Origin of the sequence: Caballeronia zhejiangensis (assembly GCF_000698575.1) — a bacterium.
GTDB classification, from domain to species: domain Bacteria; phylum Pseudomonadota; class Gammaproteobacteria; order Burkholderiales; family Burkholderiaceae; genus Caballeronia; species Caballeronia zhejiangensis.
Genome location: NZ_JFHD01000002.1, coordinates 216,575 through 236,954 on the forward strand (window position 1 = coordinate 216,575; position 20,380 = coordinate 236,954).

Genomic DNA, 20,380 nt, shown 5'->3' on the forward strand with positions numbered 1-20,380 from the left:
TGAGGCTTTCATCCGTTGAAGCGATGGCTCGCGCACGTTTCGACGCGATCCTGTCGATGCCGCTCGCGGTTCGTCAGCCGGGCGCCATGAACGCCGCGAGGGGCGCCCGTTATGGCGCCCTCGTGAGGCGAAACATCTGCCGGACAGCCGGAATCAGCCCGCTTTGCCTTGCTTGGCGACAGCGGCCTGCGCGGCCGCGATGGCTTCGGGATCGCCCAGATAGTAGTGCTGGATGGGCTTCAGGTTTTCATCGAGTTCGTACACAAGCGGCACGCCGTTCGGGATGTTCAGCCCGACGATGTCCTGATCGGAGATGTTGTCCAGATACTTGACCAGCGCGCGGATCGAGTTGCCGTGCGCCGAAATCACGACCTGTTTGCCGGACTTGATGGCGGGTGCGATCGATTCGTTCCAGATCGGCAGGACGCGCGCGACCGTGTCTTTCAGGCATTCGGTGAGCGGCAACTGTTCGCGCGGCACCTTCGCGTAACGCGGATCGTTGTACGACGCACGCTCGTCGCCCGGTTCGAGCGCGGGCGGCGGCGTGTCGTAGCTGCGGCGCCAGACGAGCACCTGATCGTCGCCGTACTTCTTCGCGGTTTCTGCTTTGTTCAGGCCCGCGAGCGCGCCGTAGTGGCGTTCGTTCAGGCGCCACGAATGCACAACCGGTATATACATCTGATCCATCTCGTCCTGGACGTGCCACAGCGTGCGGATGGCGCGCTTCAACACCGACGTATACGCGATGTCGAACTGGTAGCCCGCCTCCTTCAGCAGCACGCCTGCCTGGCGCGCCTCACGGTTGCCCTGCTCGGTCAGGTCGACGTCGACCCAGCCGGTGAAGCGGTTTTCCTTGTTCCACGTCGATTCGCCGTGGCGGATGAGCACTAGCTTGTACATGATTTCGGTCGGTCAGTTGGAAAAGCGGTGCGCCGATCGCACCCCGTCATGCTGCCCGAACGGGCGGGGTGTCGCCATCGGCCGGACGGCAGAGGCCATCGCGGGAAACGGTTATTTTATAATGCCCCGATTGCGCCCATTTCCCTTTCTTCCTTTCCTACTAAATTTCGGCGGCCCTCGACGTGAAGTTTTTCACTGATTACACGAATATTGCACTTATCGTCATCGCGCTGGTTTCCGGCGCACTGCTCCTTTGGCCCGCCGTCACGCGGCGCGGGCGCGGCGGCATTTCGGCCGCCGAAGCCACGACGCTCATCAACCGGCGCAACGCCGTGGTCGTCGATTTGCGGCCCGCCGCGGAATTCGCGAAGGGACATCTGCCGTCTGCACGAAATATCGAAGCCACGGAGCTTCAAGCAAAAATCGGCCAGATCGCGAAGAATAAGAGCAATCCGGTCGTGCTCGTTTGCCAAACCGGTCAAGAATCGCAGCGTGCGAGCCGCACCGTGTCCGAGGCGGGTTACGCCGAGGTCCACGTTTTGCAAGGCGGAGTGGACGCCTGGCAAAAAGCCGGCATGCCGGTGGTGAAACAAGGAGCAGTCAAGTGAAAAAAGTGGTGATGTACAGCACGGTCGTGTGCCCGTATTGCCAGATGGCCGAACGTCTTTTAAAGTCCCGCGGCGTCGAAACGATCGAGAAGATCCTGATCGATCGCGAGCCGGGCCGGCGCGAGGAAATGATGACGCGCACCGGACGGCGGACCGTGCCGCAGGTGTACATCGGCGAGACGCACGTCGGCGGCTACGACGATCTGTCCGCGCTCGATCGAAAGGGCGGCCTCGTGCCGCTGCTCGAATCGGCCTGACACATGCATACTCGCGGCGCGCGATTCGACACGAACGCGCGCCGCATACCGGATTACCTAGGAAATCAAAATGTCTGACGAGAACAACCAGCCGTTTTTCAACATCCAGCGCATCTATTTGAAGGACATGTCGCTGGAGCAGCCGAATTCGCCGGCTATCTTCCTCGAGCAGGAAATGCCGTCGGTCGAAGTCGAAGTCGACGTGAAGGCCGACCGCCTCGCGGAAATCGTCTTCGAAGTGCTGGTCACGGGCACGGTCACGGCGAAAGTCACCGACAAGGTCGCATTCCTGATCGAAGCCAAGCAGGCAGGCATCTTCGACATCCGCAACATTCCGGCGGAGCAGATCGATCCGCTCGTCGGCATCGCGTGCCCGACCATTCTGTTCCCGTACCTGCGCTCGAACATCGCCGACGCGATCACGCGCGCCGGTTTCCCGCCGATCCACCTCGCGGAGATCAACTTCCAGGCGCTGTACGAGCAGCGTATCGCCCAACTCGCGAGCGCCCAGGAAGGCGCGGCGAACGGCGCGACGCACTGACCTGACTCTGCCGGACCGGAGCCGAGCATGAAAGTAGCCGTTCTCGGCGCCGGCGCATGGGGCACCGCGCTCGCGGGCCACCTCGCGACCCGGCACGACACGAAGCTCTGGGCGCGCGACTCCGCGCTCATCGAATCACTTTCCCGCACGCACGAAAACACGCGCTATCTCGAAGGCGTGACGCTGCCGCACGCGCTCGCATTCGAGACCGATTTCGCCGCGGCGCTCGCGCATGCATCGGCGGATGAAGCGCTGTGCGTCGTCGCGACGCCGGTCGCGGGCCTGCGCGCGCTGTGCCGTTCGATGCGCGACGCCGGCGTCGTACCGGCGCATATCGTCTGGCTGTGCAAAGGCTTCGAGGCGGATACGCAGTGTCTGCCCAACGAGGTCGTCGCGGCCGAATTGCCCGAGCATCGCAGCAACGGAACGCTGTCCGGACCGAGCTTCGCGCGCGAAGTGGGACAAGGCTTGCCGGTCGCGCTGACGGTCGCGAGCGCATCGGCGGAACTGGGCGCGCGCACGGTCGCGGCGTTCCATCATGGCGCGATGCGTATCTATACCGGCGACGATGTCATCGGCGTCGAAGTCGGCGGCGCGGTGAAAAACGTGCTCGCAATCGCGACGGGCATTTCCGACGGCCTCGGTCTCGGCCTGAACGCCCGCGCCGCGCTCATCACGCGCGGGCTCGCGGAGATGTCGCGCTTAGGCGTCGCGCTCGGCGGCCGCGCGGAGACTTTCACCGGGCTAACCGGCCTCGGCGATCTCATCCTCACCGCGACGGGCGATCTGTCGCGCAATCGCACTGTCGGCATGCAACTCGCCAGCGGACGCACGCTCGAGGAGATTCTCGCGGCGCTCGGCCATGTCGCGGAAGGCGTGCGATGCGCGCGCGCCGTGCTCGGGCTCGCGCATTCGCGCGGAATCGAGATGCCGATCACGCAGGCGGTATGCCGCGTGCTCTTCGATAACGTGACGCCGCGCGATGCCGTGCAGGCGCTGCTCAGTCGGGACGCAAAAGCAGAGTAATCGGAGGCGTGTGTGCGTAGGCCCAAGCTCGAAGCGCTGAAAGTCGATATCACCACGCTCGAAGTCGATGCCATCGTCAACGCGGCGAACAAATCGCTGCTCGGCGGCGGCGGAGTCGACGGGGCGATTCATCGCAAGGCCGGCAAAGGCCTGCTGCGCGAGTGCGAGACGCTCGGCGGCTGCGAAACCGGCGACGCGAAAATCACGCGCGGCTACGATCTTCCCGCGAAGCACGTCATTCATGCGGTCGGGCCGCGCTGGAGCGGCGGCAAGAAGAACGAGCCCGAATTGCTCGCGAGCTGTTACCGGCGCTCGCTCGAACTCGCTCAGGAAGCGGGCTGCGAGTCGATTGCGTTCCCGGCCATCAGTTGCGGCATCTATCACTTTCCTCACGATGAAGCCGTGAAGATCGCGGTGCGCACGGTCATCGACACCTTGCCTTCCACGCCCGCCGTTCAGCGTGTCGTCTTTGCATGCTTTCAGGACGACATGCTCGCGCTCTATCGAACCGAACTCGAAGCGGCAAAGGCTTAAGCGCCGCCTTCGAATCCCGCCTGACGCCACGCCTCGAACGTCACGATCGCCACCGTATTCGACAAATTCAGGCTGCGATTACCCGGCCGCATCGGCAGGCGCACGCGCTGTTCCGTCGCAAAGTGCGCCAGCAATTCGGGCGCGAGGCCGCGCGTCTCCGCGCCGAACACGAACCAGTCGCCCGGCCTGAACGCGTGATCGAAGAACGGCGTCGAGCCGCGCGTCGTGAACGCGAACATGCGCGTGGCGTCGGGTGTTTCCTTCGCGATGAAGGCATCCCAGTCCGCATGCACGTTCATTTCGGCGTACTCGTGATAGTCGAGGCCGGCGCGGCGCATCTTCGCGTCGTCGAGCGGAAAGCCGAGCGGCTCGATCAGATGCAGACGCGCGCCCGTGTTCGCGCACAGGCGGATCACGTTGCCGGTGTTCGGCGGGATTTCGGGTTCGACGAGTACGACGTTGAACATGGATTGCTTCTAATAAAGGTGATTAATCTTTAGGCGTGCGCAGCGCCACGAAATTGCTGACACGCCGCGCGCCGGCGAGCTTCAGCGTGCGAGCAAGCGCGTCGAGCGTCGCGCCCGATGTCATCACATCGTCGACGACGCCGACATGCGTGCCGCGCACATCGCGCGAGACGGCGAACGCGCTCGCAACATTGCGGCGGCGCGTTTCGCGATCGAGCCGCGATTGCGCCGACGTATGCCGGACCCGCGCGATCATCGATGCGTGGGCGGGCACGCGCATCATGCGTGCGAGCGGACGCGCGATGGCCCACGCCTGGTTGTAGCCACGCGCGATGAGCCGTTCGCGCGAGAGAGGCATCGGCACGATCACATCCGGCGCGGGCAGATCGCTGTCCTCGAAACGCGCATGCAGATGCCGCGCGAATGCCTCGCCCGCGGCGAGCCGCGCACGAAACTTCAACTCGACGGCGAGCGTGTCGAGGGGCGCGCGATAGTCGGCGAGCGCGAGCGTGTCGTTGAACGCGGGCGGCGCTTCGAGGCACGCGGCGCAGTGCACGCGCAGGTCTTCGCGCTCGCGTCGCATCGCGGATGCCGCCAACGGCAGCGCGCACGTCGCACAGCGCAAGCGCGGCTCATTCCAGTACTGCGCGTCGCAACCATCGCACAGCAGTGCTTGCGACAAATTGCCGCATAACGCGCACTGGCTCGGCAGCGCGCACGCGACGAGCCGTTTTGCCGCCGACGCGAATCCGCGAGCGCGTGCCGTGACGGGCGTCCGGAAGGGAAGGCGAATGCTGTCGGCTTTCATGACTGCTGAATCGGAAAAATCGCGGCTCGATGCGCTAAACACGCGCATTCATTGCGCCTCACGAAGCGTTTATGCCTCGTATCAGCACTTCGCATGGGTCGTTTTCGAGACGACCGAGTATACTTCGCACTCTCCGCAAAAAGATCGACATGTCCCCGACATCCCCTAAAACTAGCCGTCCGGCCTATGATCCGCGCCGTTTGCGCGCGATCTTCGACGGTCGCGCCGCCGCCTTCGACGAGGTCGCGTTCCTGCCACGCGAGATCGCGGAGCGCATGCGCGAGCGGCTCGAATACATCAAGGTTGCGCCGATGCGCGTCCTCGATGCGGCGTGCGGCGCCGGGGCGGACCTGGCCGGTTTGCGGGAACGCTTTGCAGAGGCGTCGGTGACCGGCATCGACATCTCGTCCGCGATGCTCGCGCGCGCGCGCGCCGCCGAAGCCACGGACGCGGACAACGGCGCGGGATGGCGCCGCTTTCTTCCTTCGACGCTCGCGAAGGCGTTCGGCGCACGCGGCCCGCAACTCGCGCAGGCGGATTTTTCCGCGCTGCCGTTCGCATCGGGCGCGTTCGAACTATTGTGGTCGAATCTCGCGCTGCACTGGCATGCGCGGCCCGACCTCGTTTTTCCCGAATGGCAGCGCGTGCTCAAGGTGAACGGCTTGCTGATGTTCAGCACGTTCGGCCCCGATACGCTGCGCGAGCTTCGCGCCGCGTATCGCGAAGCGGAGCGGACGCTCGGGCTCGCGCCGCAAGCGCATACGATCGATTTCGTCGACATGCACGATCTCGGCGACATGCTCGTCGAAAGCGGCTTCGAAATTCCGGTGATGGATCAGGAAGTGCTGACGATCACGTACAAATCGCCTGAATCGCTGTTCGCGGACGTGACGCGCTGGGGCGCGTATCCGTTCGAGCGCGCGTTCGACGAAGGCCATGCGGACGCCAAGGCCGTGCGCGGCGCGGTGCATCAGGCGCTCGAAGCGCTGCGCCGCGACGACGGCACGATCCCGCTGACCTTCGAAGTGATCTACGGGCATGCGTGGAAGGCAGTGCCGCGCACGACAGCGGACGGGCACGGCATCGTCCGTCTTCAAGACATTGGACGAGGCTCGAGACCGAAACGCTGAATCGGTAAAGAGCACAGTTGTTATGTCTGAAATTTGCGCAAGAAAAGCGCGCAAAAAGGTGCGTCAAAAAGGCGCAGAAGCTTGTGGCGCTTGGCTTTGCGAGGTTACGACCCTTGCTTGTGGATGCCACCCAAGACGCCTATAATGCGTCAGTTTGTCGCCCGGACCGACACAAATTTGGGCGAAATCCGAGCAAATGTGTGTGATTGCGTGCGGATTGATGGAGGCAGCGATGCAAGCCAGCCAGACGCTGACGGAGTCCGAGCCGGTCATCAAGGACTGGCTGATGAAGCGAAACTGCTCGGTCTCGCCGCGTCAGTTCGTGGGCTTCTATGTGTCGCTTGCGCTGTTTTCGCTGGCAATCGCAACGCCGCTGTTTCTGAACGGCGCCTGGCTGGTGCTGCCGTTCACCGGAATCGAGTTGGCGGTCGTGGGCATCGCGTTTCTGATCTACGCGCGCCATGCGGTCGACTACGAACGGATCCGGCTGTATCAAAACCGGTTGTTGATCGAACAGATGAACGCCGAAGAGCTGACGCAGTTCGAGTTCAATCCGCGTTGGGTGCGGGTCGAAGCGGGCGCGACGCCGAGAGAGCCGCTCACGATCGTATCGCGCGGTCAATCGGTGAAAATCGGACAACACCTTGCACAGCATCGTCGCAAACAATTTGCTGCCGAGTTACAGGCGTCGCTGAGACGTCTATGAGAGGAGCCGGCGGGTGCGATGCCACGGGGGTCGAGGGTTTGAATGGAAAATTTGGGTAAGGATGCTATGAAAACAATCAAGCGAGCCCTCTCGGGCGTGCTGGCGGCAGGCGCACTGCTTTCCGCCGGTGCAGCCCTGGCGGTCGAAAACAGTCCAGGCGGTCCCGCTGTCAACGAGATCAACTTCCAGCAGCCTGTGACGAAGATCGCCGAGGAGCTCTACGGCCTCCATATCTTCATGCTCATCATCTGCACCGTCATCTTCATTGGCGTGTTCGGGGTGATGTTCTATTCGCTCTTCAAGCATCGCAAGTCGAAAGGCTTCAAGCCGGCCAACTTCCACGAAAGCACCACGGTCGAAATCATCTGGACGATCGTGCCGTTCATCATCGTCATTCTGATGGCGCTGCCGGCAACCAAGGCCGTCGTCGCGATGAAGGACACGTCCAACGCCGATCTCACCGTCAAGGTCACGGGCTATCAGTGGAAGTGGGGCTACGACTACGTGAAGGGTCCGGGCGAAGGCATCAGCTTCCTCTCGACGCTCTCCACGCCGCGCAGCGAAGTGAACGGTCAGAAGCCGATCTCGACGCTGTATCTGCAGGAAGTCGACAACCCGCTCGTCGTGCCGGTCGACAAGAAGATCCGCATCATCACGACGGCGAACGATGTCGTTCACTCGTGGTACGTCCCGGCATTCGGCGTGAAGCAGGATGCGATTCCGGGCTTCGTGCGCGACACGTGGTTCAAGGCCGAGAAGGTGGGCACGTATCGCGGATTCTGTACGGAACTGTGCGGCAAGGAGCACGCGTACATGCCGGTGGTCGTCGAAGTGCTGTCGGCCGATGACTACGCAAAGTGGGTCGACGGGCAAAAGAAGAAGATGGCCGCCGGCCAGGACGATCCGCTCAAGACGTACACCAAGGACGAACTGATGGCGCGCGGCCAGCAGGTTTACACGTCGAACTGCGCGGTCTGCCACCAGCCGACCGGCAAGGGCGCGGGCCAGTTCCCGGCGCTCGACGGCTCGAAGATCGCGAACGGTTCCATCGCCGAGCATCTGAATATCGTGCTGCACGGCAAGGCCGCGATGCCGCCGTGGCAAGGTGTGTTGAACGACGTCGAGATCGCGTCGGTCGTCACGTTCGAGCGTAATAGCTGGAGCAACCACACCGGCGATCTGCTGCAACCGAAGCAGGTCATCGACGCCAAGGCGGGCAAGATGCCCGAAGGCGGCGGCAATGCGGCGGCGGCATCGGCGCCGGAAGCGGCGAGCGCCGCGCCCGCGGCGGCCGAAGCGAGCGCGCCGGCTGCATCGGGTGCGCAGGCGTCGCAAGCCGCCGGTCTGCCCGCCAGCATCTATTTCGAGACGGGCAAGGATTCGCTGCCCGCCGACGCGAAGAGTGCGGTGGACGCCGCGGCGGCCTACGCAAAGGCGCATCCGGACGCGAAGATCGCGTTGTCGGGATTCACCGATGCGACCGGCAACGCCGACCAGAACGCCGATCTCGCCAAGCGCCGCGCGCAAGCCGTGCGCGACGCGCTGAAGGCAGCGGGCGTGTCGGAAGACCGCATCGTGTTGAAGAAACCGGAAACCATCACGGGCGGCGCCGATAACAAGGAAGCGCGTCGCGTGGAAATCAGTCCGGCTGCTTGACGTGCCGAGCGTGGCGCTTTCCTTCGCCGGACGGCAACGGAAAGTCCCACGCGTCATTGCCAAGTGCCCCGAGTATTCGCTTTAGGAGATGATTGTCATGTCTAGCATCGGACACGATGTAGGCGCAGGTCACGACCACGCGCACGACCATGCGCACGAGACGCCGCATGGCTGGCGCCGGTGGCTCTTCGCTACCAACCACAAGGACATCGGTACGCTGTACCTGTTGTTCTCCTTCATCATGTTCCTCTCCGGAGGCGTGATGGCGCTCGGCATCCGTGCCGAGCTGTTCGAGCCGGGCCTGCAGATCATGCGTCCCGAGTTCTTCAATCAGCTGACCACCATGCACGGCCTCATCATGGTGTTCGGCGCGATCATGCCGGCGTTCGTCGGTTTCGCGAACTGGATGGTGCCGCTGCAGATCGGCGCATCGGACATGGCGTTCGCGCGGATGAACAACTTCAGCTTCTGGCTGCTGCCGGCTGCCGCGGTGCTGCTCGTCGGCTCGTTCTTCGTGCCGGGCGGCGCAACCGCCGCGGGCTGGACGCTGTACGCGCCGCTCTCCACGCAAATGGGCCCCGGCATGGACTTCGCGATTTTCGCGGTCCACATCATGGGCGCGTCGTCGATCATGGGCGGCATCAACATCGTCGTGACGATTTTGAACATGCGCGCGCCGGGCATGACGCTCATGAAGATGCCGATGTTCGCGTGGACGTGGCTCATCACCGCGTACCTGCTGATCGCCGTGATGCCGGTCCTGGCGGGCGCGATCACGATGGTGCTGTTCGACCGTCACTTCGGCACGTCGTTCTTCAACGCGGCGGGCGGCGGCGATCCGGTGATGTACCAGCACATCTTCTGGTTCTTCGGTCACCCCGAGGTGTACATCATGATCTTGCCGGCGTTCGGGATCGTGTCGCAGGTGATTCCGGCGTTCTCGCGCAAGCCGCTGTTCGGCTATAGCTCGATGGTGTACGCGACGGCATCGATCGCGATCCTGTCGTTCATGGTGTGGGCGCACCACATGTTCGCGACCGGCATGCCGGTGACGGGCCAGCTCTTCTTCATGTACGCGACGATGCTGATCGCGGTCCCGACGGGCGTGAAGGTGTTCAACTGGGTGGCGACGATGTGGCGCGGCGCGCTGTCGTTCGAAACCCCGATGCTGTTCGCGATCGGCTTCCTGTTCGTGTTCACGATGGGCGGCTTCACGGGCCTGATCCTGTCGATGGCGCCGCTCGACATCCAGATGCACGGCACCTATTACGTCGTGGCGCACTTCCACTACGTGCTGGTGGCGGGTTCGCTCTTCGCGTTGTTCGCAGGCTGGTACTACTGGGCGCCGAAGTGGACCGGCTGGATGTACAACGAGATGCGCGGGAAGATCCACTTCTGGGCGTCGATGATCTTCTTCAACATCACGTTCTTCCCGATGCACTTCCTGGGTCTCGCCGGCATGCCGCGCCGTTATGCGGACTACCCGGCGCAGTTCACGGACTTCAACCAGGTCGCGACGATCGGCGCATTCGGCTTCGGCCTCGCACAGGTGTACTTCCTGTTCGCGGTCGCGCTGCCGACGTATCGTGGCGGCGGCGAGCTGGAGAAGGCATCCGACAAGCCGTGGGATGGCGCGGAAGGCCTCGAATGGACCGTGCCGAGCCCGGCGCCGTTCCATACGTTTGAAAATCCGCCGACGGTCGAATAAATAGCATCGAGGTTTGCAAGGCTTCCGCCACGGAAGTCTTGCAGCCGGCAAGCAAGAGAAAGCATGGCCCCGAATCCACAAAAAAGACGCACGCCCGAGGAAATACGCGCGGGTAACAAGCGGCTCGGAATCATCATGGTGTTGGTTGCCGCCGTCTTCTTTCTGGGTATCGTCGTCAGGCAATACCTGTTGTCGCGAGGGTAGGAAAGCAACGTGTCCACTCAGCAGGAAAATTCGCATGTCGACCGGTCGTTCAACCGGTCGATGCTGGTCAAGCTCTTCGTCGTCGCCGCGCTGATGTTCGGCTTCGGCTTTGCGCTCGTGCCGATGTACCGCGCGATCTGCCAGATCACCGGCATCAACAACCTCGTGCAGAAGGACGTCGGCGCGCGCGAGGCGAAGAACACGCAAGTGGACATGAGCCGCTCGATCTCGATCGAATTCGATGCGAACGCGCGCGGCCCGCTGAAGTTCAAGCCGGAGCAGAACTCGCTGGACATCCATCCCGGCGAAGTGATGACGGTCATGTACGACGTGACCAACGAGCAGAATCGCACGGTGAACGCGCAGGCGATTCCGAGCTATGCGCCGAAGCAGGCCACCGAGTATTTCAAGAAGATCGAATGCTTCTGTTTCACGCAGCAGACGCTCGCGCCGAACGAGACCAAGCGCATGCCGGTCGTGTTCGTCGTCGATCCGAAGCTGCCGAAGGATGTGAAGACGATCACGCTGTCGTACACGTTCTTCGAGCTGAACACGCCGAAGTCGGTGGCGAAGGGCTCGTGACGGCCATGAGCGCGGATACGCCGAAAAAGGGCGGTTTCTTCAAGCTCATCAAGGCGGTGTGCTGGTCGTTTTTCGGCGTGCGCCGCCGGGCCGACCTGGAGAGCGACGCCGCGCAGTTGAATCCGCTGCATCTGATCGCGGCGGGCATCATCGGGGCGGTGCTGTTCATCGTCGTGTTGTTGCTGATCGTGCGCGCGGTAGTGGGATAGACGGAAAACGCCGGGCGTCGCGCGAAGCGCTGCTGCCGGCGGCAAAAGAAAATTCAAGCAACTGGATCGAAGTGGAGAATCAACAATGAGCGGTCAAAACGAGAGCCCGTACTATTTCGTGCCGCATCCGTCGCGGCATCCGGTGATGGCTGCAACTGGCTTGCTGATCATGCTCGCCTCGCTGGCGTCGTGGGTGAACGGCCATAGCTTCGGGCCCGCCGGCACGTTTATCGGCTTGCTGTTCGTGCTGTTCGTGCTGTGGCACTGGTTCGGCGACGCCATCTCCGAATCCGAAGGCGGCATGTACGGCAAGCGTGTCGATGTGTCGTACCGCTGGAGCATGAGCTGGTTCATCTTCTCCGAAGTGATGTTCTTCGCGGCGTTCTTCGGCGCGCTGTTCTACGCGCGCGCCATCGCGATGCACGAACTCGGCAGCCTCGACTACAAGCTGATCTGGCCGGACTTCACCGCTGTGTGGCCGAACAACGGCCCCGCCGCGCTCGTGCCGCATTTCCGCGCGATGGTGCCGTGGCCCCTGCCGACCATCAACACGGCGCTTCTGCTGTCTTCCGGCGCGACGCTGACGGTGGCGCACCACGCGCTGCGCGAAGATCATCGCAAGAAGGCGATCATCTGGCTGGGCGCGACTGTTCTGCTCGGTATCATCTTCCTGTTCTGCCAGGGCTACGAGTATTTCCACGCGTACAACGAACTCAACCTGACGCTCAACTCCGGCGTGTACGGCTCGACGTTCTTCCTGCTGACGGGCTTCCACGGTTTCCACGTGTTCCTCGGCGGCACGATGCTGGCAGTGGTGATGTTCCGGCTGATTCGCGGTCACTTCACGGCGGAGCACCACTTCGCGTTCGAGGGCGCCGCGTGGTACTGGCACTTCGTCGACGTCGTGTGGCTGGGTCTGTACGTCGTCGTCTACTGGCTGTAAGGAATATCGACGCGGGCGCGCGCGATGCGCCGTCGGCGATGCAAGGCCGGCGGCGACGCCGGTCCGAGAGCATAGAAGCAGTGATCAACACGCCGCCCTCGATGTCTCAAGGGGCGGCGTTGTCGTTTGAAGAGGCGGTGCGTTTTAGCGCCGCGCGCGACAATTCGCCTCGCGGGGCGAGGCGCGCGTTGCGCGTATCGTCGCGATCAGCGTCCGATGGGAACGCCCGACGTTTGAAGCCAGCCCATCCAGTGAGCGAACAGGATGAAAAGGAAGAGCGAGATGGACAGCCCGACGCGCGCGGCGAGCGACCACACCATCCGCTTCGTCCTGCCCCGGTCGGTCATCATGAAATAGAGCGCCGAGCCCAGGCTGCCGATGATAAGGATGAATGCGATAGCAACGAAGATGTGCATGAAACCAGCCAGCGATTTTGCTCAGGAACGACGGTGAGCAGTATGAATTTGGACTATCTCATTATCTCACTCGACGGAACCCGGCGTGTAGCGGCCGGCCGGATGCCGACGGTTAGGCGTTCGGCATGAAGATCCGGTTCTGGCCCGCGCTCCTGATTCTGATCGTCGTCGCGATCACGGTGCGCCTCGGCTTCTGGCAGCGCGACCGCGCGCATCAGAAGGAAGCGCTCAACGCGCAGATCGTCGCGTTCGAGAATGCGCCCGCGCGCGAAGTCGGCGTCGAGCCGATGCCGCTCAAGTCGATCGAGTTCCATCGCGTGGAGGCGCGCGGCGAGTTCATGCCGGAGCGCGTCGTGTATCTGGACAATCGTCCCTATAACGACCAGCCAGGCTTTTATGTCGTGATGCCGCTTAAACTCGAGGGCGGCGGCTATGTGCTCGTCAATCGCGGATGGCTGCCGCGCAACATGGCGGACCGCACGGGCATCGAGCCGTATGAGACGCCGAAAGGCGTCGTCGAGGTGAAGGGGATCGCGCGCGCGAATGCGTCGCAGGCGTTCGAACTGGGCAGCGGCGGATCGGCTGCGCACAAGGAGATCCGCCAGAACCTGGATATCAGATCGTACGCGGCCGAAACCGGGCTGGCGTTTCAGCCGTTCGTGATCCAGCAGACGAACGATACCGGCGACAGGCTCGTGCGCGACTGGCCCGCGCCGACGCTCGGCGTCGAGCGCAATTACGGCTACATGTTCCAGTGGTGGGGCATGGCGGCGGCGGCCATCGGGTTTGGCCTGTACGCCGCGCGCCGCGCCGGGAAGAAGCGCGATGCAACCGACATAGGCGGCGAATCCGACGATGAAGCCGAGCATCACGCCTGAACACTGACGAACAGAGACACATTTTCACCGATGCAATCACAACGCTCCGCTGCCACCGACAAGACACGCACGCAGCAAGGAAACGCGAAGAAAGGCTCCTGGATCAGCGGCCGCTGGATGCTTTTGCTGCTCGCGCTCGTGTGCGCAGCGCCGGTGATCGCGTCGTATCTGATGTACTACGTGTTCAAGCCCGCGGGCGGCACATCGAGCTACGGCACGCTGATCGATCCGCAGCGCCCGATTCCGGCGCGGCTCGTCGTCACCGATGAAAAAGGGCAGACCCTGCCGTTCAAGTCGCTCGAAGGCAAATGGCTGATGATCACCGTCAACGGCAGCGACTGCGACGAGCAATGCGCGACGCGCCTCTATTTCATGCGGCAAGTGCGCGTGTTGCAGAACGCCGAGCGCGAGCGCGTCGTGAACGTGTGGCTGCGCACCGATGACAAGCCGGTCGCCGACGTCATCAAGTCCGCGTATCCGCAGCCGGACACGCGCATGCTCGTCGCCGACGAGAAGGCGATCGCGGCGTGGCTGCCGGTGAATGACGGCACAAAGCTCACGGATCACATCTTTCTCGTCGATCCGAACGGCAATCTGATGATGCGCTTCCCGAAAAATCCCGATCCGAAGAAGATCAACGGGGATGTGGCAAAGCTCCTGAAGTGGTCGCGCATCGGCTAAAGCGCGGCTAATACGCGGTTTGAAGGTTAAACATGAGTTATGTATTGCAACTGGGCCTGATCGGCATCTGCATCGCGCTGCTGCCGCTCTCGTACGTATGGGTGAAGGCCGATGACGACAAGTTCAGGAAACTCGTCTGGCTGACCACTTTCCTGACGCTCGATCTCATCATGTTCGGCGGCTTCACGCGTCTGACCGATTCCGGCCTCGGCTGCCCGGACTGGCCCGGCTGCTACGGGACGTCGTCGCCGTTCATCGCCCATGCGCAGATTTCAGCCGCGTATCAGGCGATGCCGACCGGTCCCGTCAGCATGGTGAAGGCGTGGATCGAGATGCTGCATCGCTATTTCGCGATGGCGATCGGCGTGCTCATCATCGCGCAGGTGATCATCGCGTGGACGGCGCGCATCAAGAAGCGTCCGCTGCACGTGTCGCCGTGGTGGCCGACGGGCATTCTGCTGCTTATCCTGCTGCAAGGCGCGTTCGGCGCGTGGACCGTCACACTGAAGCTGCAACCGGTGATCGTCACGACGCACCTGCTGCTCGGACTCGCGCTGCTCGGCGTGCTCGGCTGGCTGGCGGCGCGCATGACGCCGATTCCATCGCTCGACTCGGTTTCGAATGCCGCCGCCGCGCGCTGGATGCCGGCCGCGGCATTCGGCTTGCTGGTGCTCGTCGTGCAGATCGCGCTCGGCGGCTGGGTCAGCACGAATTACGCGGTGCTCGCGTGCACGGACTTTCCGCTGTGCAACGGCCAGTGGGTTCCGCCAATGAATTTTGAGCACGGCTTTCATCTCTGGCGCGCGCTCGGCATGACCGGCGACGGTGACGTGATCTCGCAGGACGCGTTGGTGGCGATTCACTGGACGCATCGCACGTTCGCGGTCGTCGTCGTGATTTATCTGCTGTGGCTCGCGCTGAGACTGCGACGTTTCGAATCGCTGCGAAAGCCCGCAAACGGCGTATTGTTGATGATCGTCCTTCAGTTCCTGACGGGCATGTCGAACATCGTGCTGCAGTGGCCGTTGCCGGTCGCGGTGGCGCACAACGGCGGAGCCGCGATCCTGTTGCTGCTACTCGTTATGCTAAACTTTCGAATCTCTTCCAGCCGTCCCGGCCGCGCCGCAGTTCCCGCGCGCGACGTCGTTTCAGCGTGACTCCACATCATGGATAGCACGACACTCAACTCCCCACTCGGCAGCCGCGCATCGCAGTATCTCGCGCTGACCAAGCCGCGCGTCACGCAGCTCGCCGTTTTCTGTGCCGTCATCGGCATGTTTCTGTCCACGCCCGGCATGGTGCCGTGGGACAAGCTGATCGGCGGCGCCGTCGGCATCTGGTTGCTGGCCGGCGCGGCATTTGCAATCAATTGTCTCGTCGAGCAAAAAGTCGATGCAAAAATGCGCCGCACCGCGTGGCGACCGTCCGCGCGCGGCCAGATCACGTCCACGCAGATTTTGACGTTCTCCGCGTTGCTCGGCGGCATCGGCATGTGGACGCTCTACACGTTCACCAATCCGCTTACGATGTGGCTCACCATTGCCACGTTCGTCGGCTACGCGGTCATCTACACGCTGCTGCTCAAGCCTTACACGCCGCAGAACATCGTGATCGGCGGTGCGTCGGGCGCAATGCCGCCGGCGCTCGGCTGGGCCGCGGTCACGGGACACGTGCCCGGCGACGCATGGATTCTCGTGCTGATCATCTTCGTGTGGACGCCGCCGCATTTCTGGGCGCTCGCGCTGTATCGCCGCAAGGATTACGAGAACGCCGGCCTGCCGATGTTGCCGATCACCCACGGCGAGAAGTACACGCTGCTCAACATCTTCCTCTACACGCTCGTGCTGTTCGCCGTGACGCTGATGCCGTATATCTCCGGCATGAGCGGCGTCGTGTATCTGGCGAGCGCGATCGCCCTCGGCGCGGGTTTCATCGGCTACGCGTGGAAGATGTATCGCGACTATTCCGATGCGCTCGCGCGCAAGACCTTCCGCTATTCGATCGTGTACCTGTCGCTGCTGTTCGGCGCGCTGCTCGTCGATCACTACGTGCGTACGGTGATCGGCGCATGACGGCCATTCTTCGTCGCATCTTCGCGCTGCTGTTTTTCGCGGCGCTGCTTTCGGCGTGCGAGAAAGCCCCGGATTTCAAGAATCTCGACATCACCGGGAACAAGCAATTCGGCAGCGATTTCGCCTTGCCCGATACGCACGGCAAGACGCGCACGCTCGCGGACTTCAAGGGCAAGGCCGTGGTGCTGTTCTTCGGCTATACGCATTGCCCCGACGTGTGCCCGACGACGCTCGCCGAGCTCTCCCAAGCGATGCAGCAACTCGGCGACAAAGCGAAAGACGTGCAGGTGCTGATGGTCACCGTCGACCCGGCGCGCGACACGCCCGATCTGCTCGGTCAGTACGTGGCGGCGTTCAACTCGTCGTATGTCGGTCTGCGGCCCGCCGACGATGCGCAACTCGCGAAGCTCGCCAAGGACTTCCGCGTCTACTATGCGAAGTCGCAGGGCAAGACGCCCGACGACTACACGATGGATCACACCGCCGCGAGCTACGTGTTCGACAAGGACGGCAAGCTGCGTCTCTTCGCGCGCGACGGGCAGGGCGTCGAGCCGTGGGTTCACGACCTGAAAATCTTGATCGACTGATCGCGAAAGTGGCCCGAACGGGCCACTTCTTTTTTCAGCCGTCCAGCGACGGCTCAGGCAGATTCAGACCCGGCGCGAGCCGCGTCGCCTTGAATTCGATGATGTCGTAGTGCGCGAGCCCTTGCTGCGCGAACGGATCTTCCGCGACGATCGCATCTAGCCGATCGCGCTCGATGCCTGACGCCACGATGACGCCGCCATCCCGCGGCACCTTCGGTCCCGCCATCACGAAGACGCCCGCCGCGAAATAGCGCTCGAGATAGGCGCGATGCGCGTCGAGCGCGTCGTCGATCTCGGCAAGCGCGCCTGTGTAGCGAAGATTGATGACGTACATGGTGAGATGCGCCTCCGGCTCGCGAGATTTGTGATGTTCTGTTGTTGATTCTAGCCGTACCCCGTGGCAGCGGATATTCACATGAGCAATCTGTATTTCACGTCGCACCAATGCTGTGCGAACATCCGTCACCCGGTCTGATCATCGATCGGAGACGAATCAGGCAATCCAGCAAGCACGCATCATCGAAACAGGAACACCATGCAGCGCAGAAATTTGCTTAAAGCCATTACCGCAGTCGCGGCCTCCGCCGCGTTGTTCACGAGCCTCGCCGCTCACGCCGACGACAAGGTGATCAAGGTCGGCACCATCAGCGGCCCGGACGCGCAAATCTGGCAAGTCGTGCAGAAGGTCGCGAAGCGCGAAGGGCTCAACGTGAAAGTGATCGAGTTCAACGACTACGTGCAGCCGAACGCAGCGCTCGACGCCGGCGATCTCGACGCAAACAGTTTCCAGCATCAGCCGTATCTCGACAGTCAGATCAAGCAGCGCGGCTACAAGATCGTCAACGCAGGGCTGACGTATATCTCGCCGCTCGGGGTCTATTCGAAGAAACTGAAGTCGCTCAAGGATCTGCAGCAAGGCGCGAAGGTCGCGGTGCCAAACGATCCGTCGAACGAGAATCGCGCGCTGTTGCTGCTGCAAGCGCAAGGCGTCATCAAGCTGAAGGCGGGCGCGGGCGCGAACGGCAACAACGCGACGGCGCTCGACGTGGCGGAGAATCCGAAGAAGATCAAGCTCGTCGAACTCGACGCCGCGCAATTGCCGCGCACGCTCGCCGACGTCGATGCCGCCGCGATCAACACGAACTTCGCGCTTGCCGCGGGCCTGCAGCCGACGAAGGACGCAATCGCGCTCGAAGACGTGCATAGCCCGTACGCGAACCTGATCGCGGTGCGCGCGAAGGACAAGGATCAGCCGTGGGTGAAGAAGCTGGTTGCGGCTTACCAGTCGGAAGATGTCCGCCAGTTCCTGAAGAGCGAGTTCAAAGGCTCGGTCGTGCCTTCGTTCTGAATGTCATCGCTTGAGTTTCGAAACGGCGTCCTGCGGGACGCCGTTTTCCTTGGCGCAATCAGTCGACGCAAATCTGCTGCAACTGCCGCTGCCAAAGAATGCCCGTGCTCCCCTCCTGCACCGGCGTGAAACCGGTTCGCATGAAGAGTCCGCAGAAATCTTCGTAGGGCTCGTCCAGCCGGCAGATCACCTGTTCGTAGCGAGCGCCGTGCGCGAAGTTCGTGCACGCCGCGACGAGCCGCTCGCCGAGTCCGCGACGCCGCGCGCCCGGTTCGACGAACAACATGTCGATGCGTGCGCGGCTTTCGGAGTCCGCAGTAAGTATCGCGGCACCGACGCGCGTCGCGTTGTTCTGCTCCGCCACCCAACACGCGATGCGCGGGGTGTTCGCCTGCATCTCCGCGAGAAAGTTCGCGACCATGTTCGCCGCCCATGCCTCGCTGACCAGCTTCGGCCGCTCGCCGCTATATAGATGCGCCTGGCGCTCGATCATCCAGCCGAAGTCTCCGGCGCGCGGGCCGCGCAGTCGCGTTTCTCCTTCGGCGTTCGGCGGCGAGAGCAGACGCTCGACGTCCGCCATTGCCGTGCAGAGCTGATCGATTTCGGCAGCGGTCAGCCGCTTGAGCAGCGCGGCGGCCTCGGCCGATACGTGCAGATCGATCTCATCGACCTGGGCTTTCGCTTCGGGCGTGATATGAAGCAGATGCGCTCTGCCGTCCGATTCGTTCTTTCGCCGTACCACGAGGCCGTTCTTCTGGAAATTGTTGATCAGGCGACTGAGATAGCCCGTATCAAGTCCAAGGTTGCGCGATAAATCGGCCGCCGTGGCAGCCCGGTCCTGCGCCAACTCATGCAGGATGCGAACTTCAGTTAACGAAAAGCAGCTTTTATGGAGCCGCTCGTGGAGTGCGCCGGTATGGCGTGCATAAAAACGGTTGAAACGGCGCACCGCTTCGACGGCCCGGCTCGGATCGGAACTGCCCATCGCTCTAGTCTCTCGTTTTGTTGAAATTAATTGTGAATCCGAATTAATACATGCATTGTGCCAAAGAAGAACGACCGTGCGAATACGAAAATGCCCGAAAAATGGGTTATCAGGCAATTAAGGAACCAATTCGGCAAGTGGACTACGTGTACGGGTAAGTCCCAATAGCAGACATGTTCCGAATCGAGCCGCTAAACATTTTTTAACTCATTGATTTAGCGAGAAATTTGACGTTCGTCCTGAGACGCCGCTTTAGCGTTGACTGGTATTATGTTGGTTATATAATGGGCTCCACTTTTGAGGTGAGAGCTTTCGATGGAGCATCGCTGGCAGGACCTGACACCCGACGCGCGGAGCGACACGCCGCTCTATCTTCAGTTGGCGTCGCGCCTCGCCACGGCGATCCACGCGGGCAACTGGTCGGCTGGCGAGGCGCTGCCGTCCGAGCGCACGTTGTCGGAAGGTGTGGGCGTGTCGCGGATCACCGCGAGAAAGGCCATCGCGCTGCTGGTCGAGCAAGGTCTGATCCGGCGCGTACGAGGCGCGGGCAGTTTCATCACGCCGCGCGTCGAAGATCCGCTTTCCCGTCTCACCGGTTTCACGCGAAAGATGGAGCAGCGCGGCTTCACGCCCGATTCGATCTGGCTAGAACGCGGACTGCGCGCAGCGAATCGCGATGAAACCGTGCGCCTCGGTCTGGCGCCGGGCGCGGCTGTTGCAAGCCTGAAGCGGTTGCGGCGCGCGGACGGCATCGTGATGGCGGTCGAGCATTCAACGTTGCCGGTCGCCGCGGTGCCCGATCCACTCGCGATCGGCGCTTCGCTCTACCGGTATCTGGAGGCGCGCGGGCTGTCGGTGGTGCGTGCGTTGCAGCACTTTCGCGCGGTGAACGCCGGCGCGGAGATCGCGCGGCTCATGGGCGTCGCGCCGCGTGCAGCGCTGCTCGTGATCACGCGCATCGGCTATTCGGCGGATCAACGCGCGATCGAATTGACGGACACCTACTGTCGCGACGACTACTACGACTTCGTCGCGGAACTGCATCGATAAGCGTCGGCACAGACGCGCTTAATCCGGACGCATCAAGAGAGCAAACAGAGAACGAGAGGACCCAAGGACGCCGTTCGCTTCTTT

The 20,380-nt window shown here is 62.6% G+C and carries 26 protein-coding genes; 20 read left to right on the forward strand and 6 right to left on the reverse strand.

Annotated elements, in window-relative coordinates; genetic code table 11:
* Positions 1-153 precede the first annotated feature (153 nt).
* Complete coding sequence (gene gpmA, locus BG60_RS04485; protein WP_008351782.1) at positions 154-900, reverse strand: 2,3-diphosphoglycerate-dependent phosphoglycerate mutase; 747 nt, start codon at positions 898-900, stop codon at positions 154-156.
* A 182-nt stretch (positions 901-1,082) separates the two neighbouring features.
* Between gpmA and BG60_RS04490 the strand changes: the two genes are divergently transcribed.
* The 5 genes from BG60_RS04490 to BG60_RS04510 all read left to right on the forward strand — a co-directional run bounded on the left by BG60_RS04490 (position 1,083) and on the right by BG60_RS04510 (position 3,866).
* Positions 1,083-1,508, forward strand: coding sequence for a rhodanese-like domain-containing protein (locus tag BG60_RS04490; protein WP_008351781.1), 426 nt, complete (start codon positions 1,083-1,085; stop codon positions 1,506-1,508).
* The gene (gene grxC, locus BG60_RS04495; RefSeq protein ID WP_008351780.1) at positions 1,505-1,765 is read left to right on the forward strand and encodes a glutaredoxin 3; all 261 of its coding nucleotides are present in this window, start codon (positions 1,505-1,507) and stop codon (positions 1,763-1,765) included. The genes BG60_RS04490 and grxC overlap by 4 nt, the downstream gene beginning before the upstream one ends.
* A gap of 70 nt (positions 1,766-1,835) precedes the next feature.
* Positions 1,836-2,306: a protein-export chaperone SecB gene (secB, locus tag BG60_RS04500; protein ID WP_034470498.1), complete on the forward strand. Its 471-nt coding sequence runs from the start codon at positions 1,836-1,838 to the stop codon at positions 2,304-2,306.
* A gap of 27 nt (positions 2,307-2,333) precedes the next feature.
* Positions 2,334-3,332, forward strand: coding sequence for an NAD(P)H-dependent glycerol-3-phosphate dehydrogenase (locus BG60_RS04505; protein WP_034470500.1), 999 nt, complete (start codon positions 2,334-2,336; stop codon positions 3,330-3,332).
* A 12-nt stretch (positions 3,333-3,344) separates the two neighbouring features.
* The gene (locus BG60_RS04510) at positions 3,345-3,866 is read left to right on the forward strand and encodes an O-acetyl-ADP-ribose deacetylase (RefSeq protein WP_034470502.1); all 522 of its coding nucleotides are present in this window, start codon (positions 3,345-3,347) and stop codon (positions 3,864-3,866) included.
* Here the strand turns inward: BG60_RS04510 and trmL are convergent.
* Complete coding sequence (gene trmL / locus BG60_RS04515; protein WP_008351775.1) at positions 3,863-4,333, reverse strand: tRNA (uridine(34)/cytosine(34)/5-carboxymethylaminomethyluridine(34)-2'-O)-methyltransferase TrmL; 471 nt, start codon at positions 4,331-4,333, stop codon at positions 3,863-3,865. The genes BG60_RS04510 and trmL overlap by 4 nt on opposite strands.
* 22 nt (positions 4,334-4,355) lie before the next feature.
* Positions 4,356-5,141, reverse strand: coding sequence for a ComF family protein (locus tag BG60_RS04520; protein WP_034470781.1), 786 nt, complete (start codon positions 5,139-5,141; stop codon positions 4,356-4,358).
* 149 nt (positions 5,142-5,290) lie between these two features.
* Between BG60_RS04520 and BG60_RS04525 the strand changes: the two genes are divergently transcribed.
* From BG60_RS04525 to BG60_RS04555, 8 genes are all read left to right on the forward strand, one after another.
* Complete coding sequence (locus BG60_RS04525; protein WP_034470505.1) at positions 5,291-6,271, forward strand: methyltransferase domain-containing protein; 981 nt, start codon at positions 5,291-5,293, stop codon at positions 6,269-6,271.
* Between the two features lie 232 nt (positions 6,272-6,503).
* The gene (locus BG60_RS04530; protein WP_008351769.1) at positions 6,504-6,977 is read left to right on the forward strand and encodes a DUF2244 domain-containing protein; all 474 of its coding nucleotides are present in this window, start codon (positions 6,504-6,506) and stop codon (positions 6,975-6,977) included.
* Between the two features lie 42 nt (positions 6,978-7,019).
* A complete protein-coding gene (coxB, locus tag BG60_RS04535) occupies positions 7,020-8,633 on the forward strand; it encodes a cytochrome c oxidase subunit II (RefSeq protein ID WP_008351767.1) in 1,614 nt (537 codons plus the stop codon).
* Positions 8,634-8,730: 97 nt separating this feature from the next.
* Entirely contained in the window at positions 8,731-10,341 is a 1,611-nt protein-coding gene (gene ctaD, locus BG60_RS04540; RefSeq protein ID WP_008351764.1) for a cytochrome c oxidase subunit I, read from the forward strand.
* A gap of 63 nt (positions 10,342-10,404) precedes the next feature.
* Positions 10,405-10,545, forward strand: a complete 141-nt coding sequence (locus BG60_RS39485) for a cytochrome oxidase small assembly protein (protein WP_008351762.1) — start codon at positions 10,405-10,407, stop codon at positions 10,543-10,545.
* Between the two features lie 9 nt (positions 10,546-10,554).
* Positions 10,555-11,127, forward strand: a complete 573-nt coding sequence (locus BG60_RS04545) for a cytochrome c oxidase assembly protein (protein ID WP_008351760.1) — start codon at positions 10,555-10,557, stop codon at positions 11,125-11,127.
* Positions 11,128-11,132: 5 nt separating this feature from the next.
* Positions 11,133-11,336: a DUF2970 domain-containing protein gene (locus BG60_RS04550; protein ID WP_008351758.1), complete on the forward strand. Its 204-nt coding sequence runs from the start codon at positions 11,133-11,135 to the stop codon at positions 11,334-11,336.
* Between the two features lie 85 nt (positions 11,337-11,421).
* Positions 11,422-12,279 carry a cytochrome c oxidase subunit 3 gene (locus BG60_RS04555; protein WP_008351755.1) on the forward strand — a complete coding sequence of 286 codons (858 nt, stop codon included), beginning with the start codon at positions 11,422-11,424 and terminating at the stop codon, positions 12,277-12,279.
* A gap of 206 nt (positions 12,280-12,485) precedes the next feature.
* On the opposite strand, the gene BG60_RS04560 is transcribed toward BG60_RS04555, so the two are convergent.
* Positions 12,486-12,695, reverse strand: coding sequence for a twin transmembrane helix small protein (locus BG60_RS04560; RefSeq protein ID WP_034470507.1), 210 nt, complete (start codon positions 12,693-12,695; stop codon positions 12,486-12,488).
* A gap of 125 nt (positions 12,696-12,820) precedes the next feature.
* On the opposite strand from BG60_RS04560, the gene BG60_RS04565 reads away from it, so the two are divergent.
* Genes BG60_RS04565 through BG60_RS04585 form a run of 5 tightly spaced genes read left to right on the forward strand, consistent with a single transcriptional unit; the run spans position 12,821 to position 16,913 of the window.
* Complete coding sequence (locus tag BG60_RS04565; protein WP_034470509.1) at positions 12,821-13,573, forward strand: SURF1 family protein; 753 nt, start codon at positions 12,821-12,823, stop codon at positions 13,571-13,573.
* A gap of 30 nt (positions 13,574-13,603) precedes the next feature.
* Positions 13,604-14,254, forward strand: a complete 651-nt coding sequence (locus tag BG60_RS04570; RefSeq protein ID WP_034470511.1) for an SCO family protein — start codon at positions 13,604-13,606, stop codon at positions 14,252-14,254.
* 32 nt (positions 14,255-14,286) lie between these two features.
* Positions 14,287-15,411 (forward strand): COX15/CtaA family protein, encoded by a 1,125-nt coding sequence (locus tag BG60_RS04575; protein WP_008351746.1) that lies wholly within the window; start codon positions 14,287-14,289, stop codon positions 15,409-15,411.
* Positions 15,412-15,420: 9 nt separating this feature from the next.
* Positions 15,421-16,326, forward strand: coding sequence for a heme o synthase (cyoE, locus tag BG60_RS04580; protein ID WP_008351745.1), 906 nt, complete (start codon positions 15,421-15,423; stop codon positions 16,324-16,326).
* Positions 16,323-16,913 carry an SCO family protein gene (locus tag BG60_RS04585; RefSeq protein ID WP_008351744.1) on the forward strand — a complete coding sequence of 197 codons (591 nt, stop codon included), beginning with the start codon at positions 16,323-16,325 and terminating at the stop codon, positions 16,911-16,913. The genes cyoE and BG60_RS04585 overlap by 4 nt, the downstream gene beginning before the upstream one ends.
* 34 nt (positions 16,914-16,947) lie before the next feature.
* On the opposite strand, the gene BG60_RS04590 is transcribed toward BG60_RS04585, so the two are convergent.
* A complete protein-coding gene (locus BG60_RS04590; RefSeq protein ID WP_034470513.1) occupies positions 16,948-17,247 on the reverse strand; it encodes a YciI family protein in 300 nt (99 codons plus the stop codon).
* A 201-nt stretch (positions 17,248-17,448) separates the two neighbouring features.
* Here BG60_RS04590 and BG60_RS04595 point away from each other — a divergent pair, with 201 nt between their 5' ends.
* Positions 17,449-18,261 carry a MetQ/NlpA family ABC transporter substrate-binding protein gene (locus tag BG60_RS04595; protein ID WP_034470515.1) on the forward strand — a complete coding sequence of 271 codons (813 nt, stop codon included), beginning with the start codon at positions 17,449-17,451 and terminating at the stop codon, positions 18,259-18,261.
* Positions 18,262-18,319: 58 nt separating this feature from the next.
* On the opposite strand, the gene BG60_RS04600 is transcribed toward BG60_RS04595, so the two are convergent.
* The gene (locus tag BG60_RS04600; RefSeq protein ID WP_008351741.1) at positions 18,320-19,246 is read right to left on the reverse strand and encodes a bifunctional helix-turn-helix transcriptional regulator/GNAT family N-acetyltransferase; all 927 of its coding nucleotides are present in this window, start codon (positions 19,244-19,246) and stop codon (positions 18,320-18,322) included.
* A 315-nt stretch (positions 19,247-19,561) separates the two neighbouring features.
* Between BG60_RS04600 and BG60_RS04605 the strand changes: the two genes are divergently transcribed.
* Entirely contained in the window at positions 19,562-20,296 is a 735-nt protein-coding gene (locus BG60_RS04605) for a GntR family transcriptional regulator (RefSeq protein WP_008351740.1), read from the forward strand.
* Positions 20,297-20,380: the final 84 nt, after the last annotated feature.